The organism is Leclercia sp. LSNIH3 (genome assembly GCF_002935105.1).
In the GTDB taxonomy this organism is placed as follows: domain Bacteria; phylum Pseudomonadota; class Gammaproteobacteria; order Enterobacterales; family Enterobacteriaceae; genus Enterobacter; species Enterobacter adecarboxylatus.
In genome coordinates this window covers 3,178,322-3,191,091 of the sequence record NZ_CP026387.1, presented here as the reverse complement: position 1 = coordinate 3,191,091, position 12,770 = coordinate 3,178,322, and the positions used below count along the sequence as shown (strand labels likewise).

Below are 12,770 nucleotides of genomic sequence, written 5' to 3'. Positions count from 1 at the left end.
TATCCTCGTTATCGGCAATAAAATGCGAAGCAATACCTTTTATCGGGTAATTTTATAAAACTTTTCATTTCTGTTTACCGGGTCGGGAAATGATAATCATGCTAAGGAAAATACCCCTCCAAATAACGTGTTATTAGATTTCATACAATTTACAAATGTAAATCACACTCTCCATTCATTACCCTCATAATCCCAAAGGATTATCATTACCTTTCTTCTTAATGAAGAATTTTCCTGTTCCTCCCGGAAAAGTCTCACTTTTAGTACGTTAATAAAACTGCAACATTCATAGAATGGATGGATTTAAAAAAGTCATTCATTTTCCTTTATTAAAATGGTTACTTAATCGCTTGATATCCCTTCAAATTTCATTACATCCTTTTCGCTTAAGAAAGTTCTTGATTACGCATAACTGGTTTAAAAAGAGCGCACGTTGATCCGGTTATAAGAGATGAATAATGCGTATTTCAATGAAAAGAACCTTATTATCGCAGTGTGTATTACTGGCACTTGCGTCCTTTGCTGCTCAGGCAGGCGAAACCCCAGCTACGGCTTGCCAGAACGGTGACACCACCCAGACCTGCGGCCTGGCAGAATATAAAGACGGCAGTTTCTATCAGGATCCAGGCACCACTGATGCCGTGATGGCGAATGAAACGGCAACCAATATCTATATGGATGGTCATCGCGAAGCAGGCGATACGCAGACCTTAACCGTTACAGGCACTGACATGTCCGGTCATTATATTCAGGGAAGCAATGGCGGCACCGTGAATATTAACGTCACCGATAATGCTCAAGTGGATATGATCGAAGTCGGTTCTGCATTCAAAACCACCAATACCACGATCAACGTCAATGACGCCACCCTGAACGGCCAGAACAGCGACGGAACCTATCAGCGCAATAAAGATTACATGATGGGCGCCGCCATCTACCTCGATCCTCTGGATGAGGGATACCACAATGTGGATATCAGCAACGGCAGCGCACTGCATGGCAGTATCATCAGCGCCGGCCAAGGCACCCAAACCATCGCCATGAGCGATAGCCTCATGGATAATGGCGGTATCTACGTCGGCAGCGACAAATCAGATACCTCCCTTACCCTGACCAACGCTACCGTGGATGCGACCAACAGCCAGGTGGCGCAAAATCTCGATACCCTTGTAGAAAATCTGAGCCAGTACAAACCTTTCCAGAATATCAACGTCGATGCCTTTAGCGACCTGGCCGTGGCCATGTACGGCACCACTCAGGATACGCTGGCGCTGAATAACAGCACCGTGACCGGCGATATCGGCGTCATGAACGAAAAAGGCCAGACCAACCTGTCATTCACCAATAACAGCGTTGTGAACGGCAATGTGACGCTGAGCGGTAACTCCACCAATACCCTTCTGGTGGATAACAGCACCATTAATGGCGATCTGAATGCCAGCCAGAACAGCGGCGATACCACCATCACTTTGCAAAACGGTGCCAACGTTGACGGCAATATTACGACCGGCGCGGGCAATGACACCGTGGTGCTGGTGAATGATTCCCACGTCACCGGCAATGTCACCGGCGGGGACGGCGACGATACCCTGTCGATGGATGCGGGCAGCTCTATTTCCGGGCAGATTAATCAGTTTGAAACCGTGAATACCACCAGCGACAACAGCATCACCCTCGACACCATTAACGATTCAACTACCTGGAGTCTGCAAAACGGTTCCACCCTGACCGCCGCCACTACCGGTAGCAATGCCGAAGTGAGCATGAGCACCGACAGCCGGGTCAACTTCGGCACGATCACGGGCTCCCGTAATGCCGTGGTGGTCAATAACATCACCTCTTCGGCGATCAATCAGCAAAATATCGTGCTGGGGTCCTTTACTACGGCTACGGCAACTACCACACCACAAACGGCCGCCAATGCGACCTTCAGCAACGGTCAGCAGGAGGTGGAAAACCGCAGCGCTGCCTACAACTACAACAATGACCTGAGCATTGTGCCCGCAGATGCTGCGCCGCAGGGCCAGCTCACCGCCGATAGCAGCCAGGACTGGAATATTGTCTTCAGCAGTTCACGCGGCACATTGGCCAGCGATGTCCAGGGATTAGTCGCCGGGCTGGACGCGGCCGAACAGGCGGGCCATCAGGTCACCGATGACATCACCAGCCACATGGATCGCCTGCACTTTGCTGGCATGACGGGTGAACAGCAGGAAGGGGCGCAGCTGTGGGGCGATTTCCTCTATCAGAACGGTAACTTCAGCAACGATGTGGATTACAAGAGCATCACTCAGGGCGCACAGGGTGGCGTTGACTGGACGGCGTACCTCGCGAACGGCGACAGTGTGACCGGCGGCGTGGCGCTGGCCTGGACCCGCAGCCGCGTTGAAGATACCGCCAGCGGCCCGGACAGCTTCAAGGACACTGTCTATGGTAACTACTACAGCCTGTACGGCGGCTGGCAGCAGGCGCTGAACGGCCGTCAGTGGGGACTGTTCGCCGACGGCAGCTTCAGCTATGGCGATATGCGCTACTCCCTCTCCGCCCATAACGTCACCGGCGACACCAGCGGAATGACCGAAGCGCTGCACGGCTCCACTGACGGTAGCCTGTATATGGCTCAGGCGCGTACCGGGGTGAACGTGCTGCTGCCGGGCGACACCTTACTGCAACCGTACGCCATCCTCGGCTGGGATCAGACCAAAGCGAACGGCTTCTCCGACCGGGAAGTGACCTTTGCTGACAGCCAGGTCTCCTCCTGGAACGGCGGCGCGGGTCTGCGTCTGACCACCACCCTGACCGATCTGAACAAAAACGTGCAGATCATGCCATGGCTGGATGTCCGCATGCAGAAAGAGTTCAGCGATGATACCGATATCCAGGCAGCGGATTATCACAACACCGAAGGTCATAACAACAGCATGGGAATGTTTGGTGCGGGCGTGAATGCCACTATCGCGCACAACTTCTCGGTGAATACCGGCATTTACTATGGCACAGGCGATGTCGATAACGACGCCAGTGTTCAGGCAGGTATGAGCTACAGCTTCTAATGACCACGCCTGTCCGGCAGCCTGAGGCTGCCGGACGTTTTGGTTAACTCAAATATTTCTCAAACCATCCCAGGGTTCGTTTCCAGGCTAACTCCGCAGCAGGCTCATCGTAACGCGGGGTAGAATCGTTGTGGAATCCGTGGTTTACGCCAGGATAGATCCAGGCCTCGTACACCTTGCCGTTAGATTTAAGTGCGGCTTCATAGGCAGGCCATCCCTCGTTAACGTTCTTGTCAAGTTCCGCATAGTGCAGCAGAAGGGGCGCTTTAATTTTGGCCACGTCTGCCGCGGGAGGCTGGCGGCCATAGAAAGGCACGGCGCAGGCCAGCTCCGGCCAGGCGACCGCTGCCGCGTTAGAGACACCACCGCCGTAGCAGAAGCCGGTGATCCCCACCTTACCCGTGGCGTCCGGGTGTTTTTGCATAAACCCGACGGCGGCAAAGAAGTCGTTCATCAGCTTCGTCGGATCGACTTTCTGCTGCAGGATCTTCCCTTCCTCATCGTTGCCGGGATACCCACCCACCGAGCTTAAGCCGTCCGGTGCCAGTGCGATATAACCCGCCTTCGCCACCCGACGCGCCACATCCTCAATGTAAGGGTTAAGGCCGCGGTTTTCGTGCACCACGACCACCGCCGGTACTTTGCCGGTGGCTTTGGCCGGTTTCACCAGATAGCCGCGTACCTGTCCATGGCCGTCCGGCGAAGGATAGGTGATGTATTCGGGCAGAATGTCGGGATCGGTGAACTTTACCTGCTCAGCGAGGGCGTAATTGGGCTTGAGCATATTAAACAGCGCCAGCGCCGTGACGCCGCCGACCGCATAGCGGGCAGCCAGATTGAGGAACTCACGTTTGTTGATTTTGCCGTGAGCGTAATAATCGTAGTAGTCGAGCAATTCCTGAGGAAAGTCTTTGGCGGTCATACGCGTCATCGCATATCTCCATGAATTGTGAACGAACTAAGGATAGAATAGAAACGCTGTTTCGAAAATCAATCACTAAAAAGGAGACATCATGCCCTGGAACGCCTCACCGGACCGCTACGAGACCATGCAGTACCGTTACTGCGGGAAAAGTGGCCTGCGTCTGCCCGCCCTGTCACTCGGCCTGTGGCACAGCTTCGGCCACGTCCACGCCCTCGATTCCCAGCGCGCCCTGCTGCGAAAAGCCTTTGACTGCGGCATCACCCATTTTGACCTCGCCAATAACTATGGCCCACCGCCGGGCAGCGCGGAGGAAAATTTTGGCCGCCTGCTGCGCGATGATTTCGCGGCGTATCGTGATGAACTGATTATCTCCACCAAAGCGGGCTATGACATGTGGCCGGGGCCGTACGGTGCGGGCGGCTCGCGCAAGTATCTGCTCGCCAGCCTCGACCAGAGCCTGAAGCGGATGGGACTGGAGTACGTGGATATCTTCTACTCGCACCGGGTGGATGAAAACACGCCGATGGAAGAGACCGCCTCTGCGCTTGCGCAGGCGGTGCAGAGCGGAAAGGCGCTGTACGTGGGCATCTCCTCCTATTCGCCGGAACGCACCCAGAAGATGGCGGAACTGCTGCGCGAGTGGAAGATCCCCCTGCTTATCCATCAGCCCTCCTACAACCTGCTCAACCGCTGGGTGGATAAGAGCGGTTTACTGGATACGCTGGAAGCCAATGGCACCGGCTGTATCGCCTTTACCCCGCTGGCGCAGGGGCTGCTGACCGGGAAATACCTGAACGGCATTCCTGACGGCTCCCGCATGCAGCGTGAGGGCAAAAAGGTGCGCGGCCTGACCGAAAATATGCTGACCGAGGCTAACCTCAATAGCCTGCGCTTACTGAACGAGATGGCGCAGGCGCGCGGTCAAACCATGGCGCAGATGGCCCTGAGCTGGCTGCTGAAGGATGAGCGCGTCACTTCGGTACTGATTGGCGCAAGCCGGACGGAACAGCTGGAGGAGAACGTGCAGGCCCTGAATAACCTGCACTTTAGCGAGGATGAATTGCAGCGGATTGACCAGCACGTGGCTGACGGGCAGTTGAATCTGTGGCAGGCGTCGTCCGATAAGTAGTTTGCTTTATGGCATTCGAAGCAATGAATTCATCACATGGGATGAAAAGGCTGACCCTGACGCCCTGATCCCGGCCCTCTCCCACAAGGGAGAGGGCACCGTCCGTGCCGCTTACTTGCGACTCAGCTTATCCAGATACCCCATCACAAACGCCGACAGCACAAACGTCAGGTGGATAATCACATACCACATCAGTTTGTTATCCGGGATATTTTTGGCGTCCATAAACACCCGTAACAGGTGAATCGACGAGATCGCCACAATCGAGGCGGCCACTTTGTTTTTCAGCGACGAGGCGTCCATTTTGCCAAGCCAGCTCAGCTTCTCTTTGTCTGAGGCGATATCCAGCTGCGAGACGAAGTTTTCGTAGCCTGAGAACATCACCATCACCAGCAGGCCCCCCACCAGGGTCATATCCACCAATGACAGCAGGAGCAAAATCAGGTCGGATTCTGCGACGCTGAAAATATGCGGCAGAACGTGAAAAATTTCCTGGAAGAATTTAATACAGAGCGCCACCAGCGCCAGCGAGAGGCCAAAATAGACCGGGGCTAACAGCCAGCGGGAGGCGTACATTGCGTTTTCAAAAAAGCGTTCCATAGAGTCCTGTCTGCAAACGAAACCAGCGTGCAGTATATCGCAACGCGACAAAGTGTTTGCAACAACAAAACAACAAAGACCCTACACTTGCTCAGGCTTAACCACAGGCCGTTGATATTCCGGCCAAACCAGCACCACCAGCGACGGATAAGCCTCAAGGCTGAATTCGCGGAAGCACTGGCGCAGGTTCATGACTTCCAGACCGGAATGAGAAACTTTCTCCCCATTCAGGCAACGCTTCTTGATATTGTCGTAATATTTATACACCGCTGAGTTAAGGTCGCTGCAACGACGCTGCGCCTCAAACAGGTCAGGAATACTATTTATTTCCACCATATTCATTCGTTTTATTGTGGCATGGAGGAAATCAATATATTCATGATTAACACGCCAGTACCAGACCGGCGTAATCGCATTCATTAACACAGAAAAATGGTCTTCGCCCTCTTCTTTTGACATCCGTTCTGGCTGGGCAGGGGTGTGCGTGTTCTCTGCGTCGCTGCTTTTATTGAACTCGCGCATCAATAAAAGAACCACGGCAGTAAGCAATAACAAAGTAATGACAGTATAAAAAATGCTGTTCATATAGGCAGGCTCCATTTTTTTTGATTTTAAATTTGCCTCATGTTATTGTCAACGAATCTCACGCGCCAGACAACCCCACCCCGTTGAAATTAAAGGAAATATAAAATGTTGCCCGACAATCTGGTCCCGGCTAAGTTTCACATTTCCACCGTGGAACCGAAACCACCAGAAGCAGAAAGCAATGAAAATTTCACTAAGGGAAAAAGAACACTCGCTGATTACGCGCCTGATATATTAATTGGTGTTACCCGTACCGGTAACTCCCGCAATATGTTGCTCGAAGAGCACGACCGTCATATAAAGGATCGTTTATTCCGCGTCATTAAAATCGAGGTGTTTGCCCGCCTGCTCAATGACCTGCAAGCGGAAGGGGAAATAGACGCGCAAGCACTAAGTCAAATATTGACGGAAAAAACCGATGAGATAAACGAAGCCGGTAATGACATCTGGCTCAATCTAATTACCTGTGAAAAAAACACGCCCATTTTTTATAAGCTAGAGGATGAATAACGTGAAGGATGTTGATAACAACAACGTTTATTTAGCTTTAGATGATAAAAAGAGCGATGAATTTATCTTAGAGCAAAACCTGGCTGCGCTGAAAGAGATTAAAAATGCTGAAATACAGCGCATTGCGAAACAGTTGCTCTCTATTCCAGCAGGCCTGGTGCGCCTGAAATGGCAGAACCGTCGTGAAATTTATCCTCTTCAGGTTAAAGAAGAGATCTACGGCGCGACAATAAACGTCATTATGCAGCAGCGCCCAGACCTGAAAGATAAAATTCTGGCCCGGCTGGAGACCAACTACCAGTATTTGCTGGCGCGTGAAACCGCCACGCTGCGCGTGACCCGTAAGCTGGCCGATGAAGGCTATCGCACCACCAGCGTGACCACCGTCGCCCTGGATGAAGAGGCGCTGGCCGCGAAATCCACCGCGCCTGCACCGCAAAAGCCGTAACCCCCCCTTCTTACCGCCTCGCCTGTTGCTGTTGGTTTAAGGATTATCCTGAATAATCTGCAATTCCCGGTTGATTCTCCTAAGCTTAAAGACCGATCACCCACTCAAGGAGAACCTTAATGGCAAATTCCCAGAGCGAAATCCAGAACCCTACCACCCAGTACTACACCGGCGAATATCCGCAGCAGAAGCAGCCGGTACCCGGGGTGCAGAGCAAGATGGATCCGGTGCCGGATTGCGGTGAAAAGACCTATAAAGGCAGCGGCAGACTACAGGATCGTAAGGCGCTGGTGACAGGAGGCGACTCCGGCATTGGACGCGCTGCCGCCATCGCTTACGCGCGTGAAGGCGCAGACGTCGCTATTAACTATCTGCCCGCCGAAGAAGAGGATGCGCAGCAGGTTAAGCAGTTGATAGAAGAAGCCGGACGCAAAGCGGTGCTGATCCCCGGCGATCTAAGTGATGAAAAGTTTGCCCGTTCACTGGTGCATAAAGCCCATCAGGAACTGGGTGGGCTGGACGTGCTGGCGCTGGTGGCCGGTAAGCAGGTAGCGGTCGAGAAGATTGCCGACCTGACGACGGAGCAGTTTCAACAGACCTACGCCGTGAACGTGTTCGCGCTGTTCTGGATCACCCAGGAGGCGCTGCCGCTGTTGCCTGCCGGGGCGAGCATCATCACCACCTCGTCGATTCAGGCGTATCAGCCCAGCCCGCACCTGCTGGACTACGCGTCCACCAAAGCCGCTATCCTTAACTACAGCCGCGGGCTGGCGAAACAGGTAGCAGAGAGCGGCGTGCGCGTTAACGTCGTGGCGCCGGGGCCTATCTGGACGGCGTTGCAAATTTCCGGCGGTCAGCCGCAGGAGAAAATCCCGCAGTTTGGTCAGCAGACACCGATGAAGCGTGCAGGGCAGCCTGCGGAGCTGGCGCCGGTGTATGTCTACCTGGCAAGCCAGGAATCAAGCTATGTGACGGCGGAAGTACACGGTGTGTGCGGCGGGGAACATCTGGGGTAGTTGTTATGCAGGGCCGGGTGACGTTAACTTACCCGGCCTGACTGCCCTGCCCCTCTCCCAAGGGAGAGGGAATGACCATAAAAAAAGGCAACTTACGTTGCCTTTTTGCTTTTATTTCGCTGCCGCTTTCTCTTCGCCTACCAGGCCAATCTTCAGGTAACCCGCCTGATGCAGCGTGTCCATTACCTTCATCATGGTTTCGTAGTCGACGGTCTTGTCGGCCCGGAAGAAAACGGTGGTGTCTTTCTTGCCGTTGGTCAGGGTATTCAGCGCCGGGATCACCGACTCATCCGTCACCGGATCATTCCCGAGGAACATGGATTTATCGGCTTTCACGGACAGATAAATCGGTTTTTCCGGGCGCGGCTGCGGCTGGCTGGAGGAGGCAGGCAGATTCACCTTCACGTCCACCGTCGCCAGGGGCGCTGCGACCATGAAGATAATCAGCAGAACCAGCATGACGTCGATAAACGGCGTCACGTTGATTTCGTGCATTTCGCCGTTATCGTCCAGGTTTTCATTAAGACGCATTGCCATGGCGAATCAACCTAAGTGTAATTTCTGAGCAGAACGGACCGGCTTCACTGAGCTGGCGCTGAGGTCCAGGTCGCGGCTTTGCAGCAGCAGAACCTGAGCGGCAACGTCGCCGAGGGTCGCTTTGTAGCTGCCGATCATACGGGCGAAGATGTTATAGATAACGACCGCCGGGATAGCGGCAACCAGACCAATCGCCGTCGCCAGCAGGGCTTCTGCGATGCCGGGCGCCACAACCGCGAGGTTGGTGGTTTGAGTCTGGGCGATGCCGATGAAGCTGTTCATGATGCCCCAGACCGTACCAAACAGACCGACGAACGGCGAAATGGCACCGATGGTCGCCAGGTAGCCGTTGCCACGCCCCATGTGACGGCCAATGGCCGCAACGCGACGCTCAAGGCGGAAGCCGGTACGCTCTTTAATCCCTTCGTTGTCTTCGCTGCCTGCAGAGAGTTCAAGCTCGTTCTGGGCTTCGTTGATCAACTGGGTGGTCAGGCTTTTGGCCTGGAAGGAAGAGGTCATATCGCTCGCCTGATTCAGGCTGCGGGCCTCGGCCAACTGCTGCTGCTCGCGCTTAAGACGACGCTTGTGCGAGATAAGCTCCACGCTCTTGCTAAAGAAAATAGCCCAGGTGACGACAGACGCCAGAATCAGACCGATCATCACAATCTTCACCACGATGTCGGCATGATGATACATACCCCAGACGGAGAGATCCGTCTGCATCAAATTATTACCCACTCGGTATCTCCAGGACACAAATCACAAAATCTGAGCATAATAATATCAAAACAGCATCGAATTGATAGTAGTTCTCATTAGTATTTACATAGTGCCGTAAATTCGTTTCATTTTCCTTGCGCTTACGCAGGAAAAATTTCCCGGAAACAAATTTTAAAAAATTTTCCGCTGTTCCCCCTACCCTTCTCGCGACCATTTTTACTTTCATGTTAGTGTGGACGTCCAGACGTATAAAAACAGGTTGCGCAGACATGAAAGAGAAGCATCTTGATACCACCCTTGTTCAGGCGGGACGCAGTAAGAAATACACCCTCGGTTCAGTGAATAGCGTCATTCAGCGCGCCTCATCGCTGGTGTTTGATACCGTCGAGGCGAAAAAGCACGCCACCCGCAACCGGGCAAAGGGCGAGCTGTTTTACGGGCGTCGCGGCACGCTGACCCACTTCTCCTTACAGGACGCGATGTGCGAGCTGGAAGGCGGCGCAGGCTGTGCGCTTTTCCCGTGCGGCGCGGCGGCAGTGGCCAATACCATTCTGGCGTTTGTCGAACAGGGCGATCACATCCTGATGACCAACACCGCCTACGAGCCGAGCCAGGATTTCTGCACCAAAATTCTCAGCAAGCTGGGCGTCACCACCGGCTGGTTCGATCCGCAGATCGGCGCGAACATCGCCGATCTCATCCAGCCTAATACCCGGATTGTGTTCCTCGAATCGCCGGGCTCCATCACCATGGAAGTGCATGATGTACCCTCCATTGTGCAGGCGGTACGCAGTAAAGCGCCGGACGCTATTATCATGATCGACAACACCTGGGCGGCGGGCGTGCTGTTTAAGGCGCTCGATTTTGGTATCGACATCTCTATCCAGGCGGCAACCAAATACCTGATTGGCCACTCGGACGGCATGATCGGCACGGCGGTTTCCAACGCCCGCTGCTGGGATCAGCTGCGTGAAAACGCCTATCTGATGGGGCAAATGGTGGATGCCGACACGGCCTACATGACCAGCCGCGGCCTGCGCACCCTGAGCGTCCGCCTGCGTCAGCATCATGAAAGCAGCCTGAAAGTTGCCCAGTGGCTGGCGCAGCATCCGCAGGTGGCGCGCGTTAACCATCCGGCGCTGCCGGGCAGTGTAGGTCATGCCTTCTGGCAACGTGACTTTACGGGCAGCAGCGGCTTGTTCTCGTTTGTGCTCAACAAGCGTCTGAGCAATGACGAGCTGGCAAACTACCTCGATAACTTCTCGCTGTTCAGCATGGCCTATTCATGGGGCGGCTTTGAGTCGCTGATCCTGCCGAACCAGCCAGAGCAGATTGCCGAGCTGCGTCCCGGTGGCGAAGTGGACTTTACCGGCACCCTGATCCGTCTGCATATCGGCCTGGAAAACGTGGACGATTTGATTGCCGATTTAGAGGCCGGATTTGCACGCATCGAGTAACACACGGCCATAAATCGTCTCCGCAGACACTTTTCTCCACAATACTTACGGAAAAGTCTGATTTGTTGCGCCTGCGATCAAAGCCCGCAGGCGAAATAGGGAGTACAATAGCCTTATATATGCTGTTCCACAGGAAAGCCCATGGCTGTTATTCAAGATATTATCGCTGCACTCTGGCAACACGATTTTGCAGCACTGGCGGACCCGCACGTGGTTGGGATTGTTTATCTGGTGATGTTCGCCACGCTGTTTCTGGAAAATGGGTTACTGCCTGCCTCATTTTTACCGGGTGACAGTCTGCTGCTGCTGGCGGGGGCGCTGATCGGTAAAGGGGTGATGGACTTTGCCCCGACGATGGTGATCCTGACCTCTGCCGCCAGTCTGGGCTGCTGGCTCAGTTATTTGCAGGGCCGCTGGCTGGGCAATACCCGAGTGGTCAAAAGCTGGCTGGCGCAGTTGCCGCATAAATATCATCAGCGCGCGACCTGCATGTTCGATCGCCACGGCCTGCTGGCGCTACTGGCGGGGCGTTTCCTGGCCTTTGTGCGCACTCTGCTGCCCACCATGGCGGGCATCTCCGGGCTGTCTAACCGTCGTTTCCAGTTCTTTAACTGGCTGAGCGCACTGCTGTGGGTTGGCGTAGTGACGACCTTCGGTTATGCGTTGAGCATGATCCCGTTCGTTAAACGCCACGAAGATCAGGTCATGACCTTCCTGATGATCCTGCCGCTGTTCTTGCTGGTGGCAGGGCTGGTGGGAACGATCGTGGTGGTAATTCGTAAGAAATACTGTAGCGCCTGACAGTGAACCTCCTCACCTCTGCCCTCTCTGTCAGAGAGGGTCAGGGTGACGACAATAACCGATCCCCTCCCTACCCCTGCATCATCCTGATCCGCGCCGCATCTTCCCCTGGCGTGACGCCGAAATAGCGTTTGAACTCACGACTGAACTGCGACGCGCTTTCATAGCCCACCCGCAGCGCGGCTGCGCTGGCTTTCATGCCGTCGTGGATCATCATCATCCGTGCCTTGTGCAGGCGATAGCTCTTGAGATATTGCAGCGGCGAGGTGCTGGTCACCGATTTGAAGTTATGGTGGAAGGCCGACACGCTCATATTGGCCTCTGCCGCCAGCTGATCGACGCTCAGGTTTTCGGTGTACTGGCTCTCAATGCGCTTCAGCACCCGGCTGATCAGGCTGAAGTGGGTCTGACGGCTAACCAGCGCCAGCAACGCCCCGCCCCCCGGCCCGAGCAACACGTGGTAGAGGATCTCACGAATAATCTGTTTACCCAGAATGCGCGCATCCAGCGGACGCTCCATCACATCCAGCAGGCGCTCAATGGCGCAGAGGATCTCATCCGTCAGCGTGGCGGAGTTGATCCCGCTTGCCGCCATCGACGGGCGAAACAGATCGTCCTCGCCAATATCCATGAGCAGCTCCTGGAGTTGCAGGATATCCACATTTAAACGCACCCCTGCCAGCGGCACGGCTTCTGTCGCGAAGGTTTCACATTCAAAGGGTAAAGGTACTGTCAGAAGCAGGTATTCGCTTGGGTCATAGCGGAATACGCGCTCGTTGATATAGCCAATTTTATGCCCGGAAAAGAGAAAAATGATACCTGGCTGGTACATCACCGGCGTGCGGGTGCCGGGCTGGGTGCCGTACAGCAGGCGCACGTCGGGCAGCAGCGTGCTTAGAGTATTTGCATTATCTTTCAGTCTGTTAATTTGCGCCGTTAGTTGCAAGCAGGTTTGATCGCGGTTCATCTTTGCTCATTCCGGGTAGGGT

The 12,770-nt window shown here is 54.3% G+C and carries 13 protein-coding genes; 7 read left to right on the top strand and 6 right to left on the bottom strand.

Translation table 11 applies throughout. The features are described from left to right. The first annotated feature begins 470 nt into the window (after nt 1-470). Nucleotides 471-3,053, top strand: a complete 2,583-nt coding sequence (locus C3F35_RS15525; RefSeq protein WP_233211654.1) for an autotransporter outer membrane beta-barrel domain-containing protein — start codon at nt 471-473, stop codon at nt 3,051-3,053. A 43-nt stretch (nt 3,054-3,096) separates the two neighbouring features. Here the strand turns inward: C3F35_RS15525 and yghX are convergent, their stop codons facing one another. After that, nucleotides 3,097-3,984 (bottom strand): YghX family hydrolase, encoded by an 888-nt coding sequence (gene yghX, locus C3F35_RS15520; RefSeq protein WP_103792845.1) that lies wholly within the window; start codon nt 3,982-3,984, stop codon nt 3,097-3,099. 82 nt (nt 3,985-4,066) lie between these two features. Here yghX and C3F35_RS15515 point away from each other — a divergent pair, with 82 nt between their 5' ends. Then, nucleotides 4,067-5,107, top strand: coding sequence for an aldo/keto reductase (locus tag C3F35_RS15515; RefSeq protein WP_032614104.1), 1,041 nt, complete (start codon nt 4,067-4,069; stop codon nt 5,105-5,107). A gap of 111 nt (nt 5,108-5,218) precedes the next feature. Here the strand turns inward: C3F35_RS15515 and C3F35_RS15510 are convergent, their stop codons facing one another. Continuing rightward, nucleotides 5,219-5,707 carry a TIGR00645 family protein gene (locus tag C3F35_RS15510; protein ID WP_032614105.1) on the bottom strand — a complete coding sequence of 163 codons (489 nt, stop codon included), beginning with the start codon at nt 5,705-5,707 and terminating at the stop codon, nt 5,219-5,221. Between the two features lie 81 nt (nt 5,708-5,788). Then, entirely contained in the window at nt 5,789-6,292 is a 504-nt protein-coding gene (locus C3F35_RS15505; RefSeq protein ID WP_103792844.1) for an ESA_00282 family adhesion-associated protein, read from the bottom strand. 105 nt (nt 6,293-6,397) lie between these two features. Between C3F35_RS15505 and C3F35_RS15500 the strand changes: the two genes are divergently transcribed. From C3F35_RS15500 to C3F35_RS15490, 3 genes are all read left to right on the top strand, one after another. Then, a complete protein-coding gene (locus tag C3F35_RS15500) occupies nt 6,398-6,802 on the top strand; it encodes a hypothetical protein (protein ID WP_032614110.1) in 405 nt (134 codons plus the stop codon). Next, nucleotides 6,795-7,250 (top strand): hypothetical protein, encoded by a 456-nt coding sequence (locus tag C3F35_RS15495; RefSeq protein WP_032614112.1) that lies wholly within the window; start codon nt 6,795-6,797, stop codon nt 7,248-7,250. Before C3F35_RS15500 ends, C3F35_RS15495 begins: the two co-directional genes overlap by 8 nt. 119 nt (nt 7,251-7,369) lie before the next feature. Continuing rightward, nucleotides 7,370-8,266, top strand: coding sequence for an SDR family oxidoreductase (locus C3F35_RS15490; protein ID WP_032614114.1), 897 nt, complete (start codon nt 7,370-7,372; stop codon nt 8,264-8,266). Nucleotides 8,267-8,377: 111 nt separating this feature from the next. Here C3F35_RS15490 and exbD read toward each other — a convergent pair whose 3' ends face one another. Together exbD and exbB are read right to left on the bottom strand one after the other, a co-directional pair. Then, on the bottom strand, nt 8,378-8,803 hold the full coding sequence (gene exbD / locus C3F35_RS15485) for a TonB system transport protein ExbD (RefSeq protein ID WP_032614116.1): 426 nt from the start codon (nt 8,801-8,803) through the stop codon (nt 8,378-8,380). Between the two features lie 6 nt (nt 8,804-8,809). Next, nucleotides 8,810-9,541, bottom strand: a complete 732-nt coding sequence (gene exbB, locus C3F35_RS15480; protein ID WP_032614119.1) for a tol-pal system-associated acyl-CoA thioesterase — start codon at nt 9,539-9,541, stop codon at nt 8,810-8,812. A gap of 251 nt (nt 9,542-9,792) precedes the next feature. On the opposite strand from exbB, the gene metC reads away from it, so the two are divergent. Both metC and yghB read left to right on the top strand, forming a co-directional pair. Continuing rightward, a complete protein-coding gene (gene metC / locus C3F35_RS15470; RefSeq protein ID WP_103792842.1) occupies nt 9,793-10,980 on the top strand; it encodes a cystathionine beta-lyase in 1,188 nt (395 codons plus the stop codon). 141 nt (nt 10,981-11,121) lie between these two features. Continuing rightward, a complete protein-coding gene (gene yghB, locus C3F35_RS15465) occupies nt 11,122-11,781 on the top strand; it encodes a DedA family general envelope maintenance protein YghB (RefSeq protein WP_032614124.1) in 660 nt (219 codons plus the stop codon). A gap of 70 nt (nt 11,782-11,851) precedes the next feature. On the opposite strand, the gene C3F35_RS15460 is transcribed toward yghB, so the two are convergent. Then, nucleotides 11,852-12,748 carry an AraC family transcriptional regulator gene (locus C3F35_RS15460; RefSeq protein ID WP_032614127.1) on the bottom strand — a complete coding sequence of 299 codons (897 nt, stop codon included), beginning with the start codon at nt 12,746-12,748 and terminating at the stop codon, nt 11,852-11,854. Nucleotides 12,749-12,770: the final 22 nt, after the last annotated feature.

Excerpts from the sequence above, each read along its gene's own strand:
- C3F35_RS15510 (WP_032614105.1), bottom strand. The coding sequence starts at position 5,707 with ATGGAACGCTTTTTTGAAAACGCAATGTACGCCTCCCGCTGGCTGTTA.
- C3F35_RS15500 (WP_032614110.1), top strand. The coding sequence starts at position 6,398 with ATGTTGCCCGACAATCTGGTCCCGGCTAAGTTTCACATTTCCACCGTG.
- C3F35_RS15490 (WP_032614114.1), top strand. The coding sequence starts at position 7,370 with ATGGCAAATTCCCAGAGCGAAATCCAGAACCCTACCACCCAGTACTAC.
- C3F35_RS15460 (WP_032614127.1), bottom strand. The coding sequence starts at position 12,748 with ATGAACCGCGATCAAACCTGCTTGCAACTAACGGCGCAAATTAACAGA.
- C3F35_RS15515 (WP_032614104.1), top strand. The coding sequence starts at position 4,067 with ATGCCCTGGAACGCCTCACCGGACCGCTACGAGACCATGCAGTACCGT.
- C3F35_RS15525 (WP_233211654.1), top strand. The coding sequence starts at position 471 with ATGAAAAGAACCTTATTATCGCAGTGTGTATTACTGGCACTTGCGTCC.
- yghB (WP_032614124.1), top strand. The coding sequence starts at position 11,122 with ATGGCTGTTATTCAAGATATTATCGCTGCACTCTGGCAACACGATTTT.
- yghX (WP_103792845.1), bottom strand. The coding sequence starts at position 3,984 with ATGACGCGTATGACCGCCAAAGACTTTCCTCAGGAATTGCTCGACTAC.
- metC (WP_103792842.1), top strand. The coding sequence starts at position 9,793 with ATGAAAGAGAAGCATCTTGATACCACCCTTGTTCAGGCGGGACGCAGT.
- C3F35_RS15505 (WP_103792844.1), bottom strand. The coding sequence starts at position 6,292 with ATGAACAGCATTTTTTATACTGTCATTACTTTGTTATTGCTTACTGCC.
- C3F35_RS15495 (WP_032614112.1), top strand. The coding sequence starts at position 6,795 with ATGAATAACGTGAAGGATGTTGATAACAACAACGTTTATTTAGCTTTA.
- exbD (WP_032614116.1), bottom strand. The coding sequence starts at position 8,803 with ATGGCAATGCGTCTTAATGAAAACCTGGACGATAACGGCGAAATGCAC.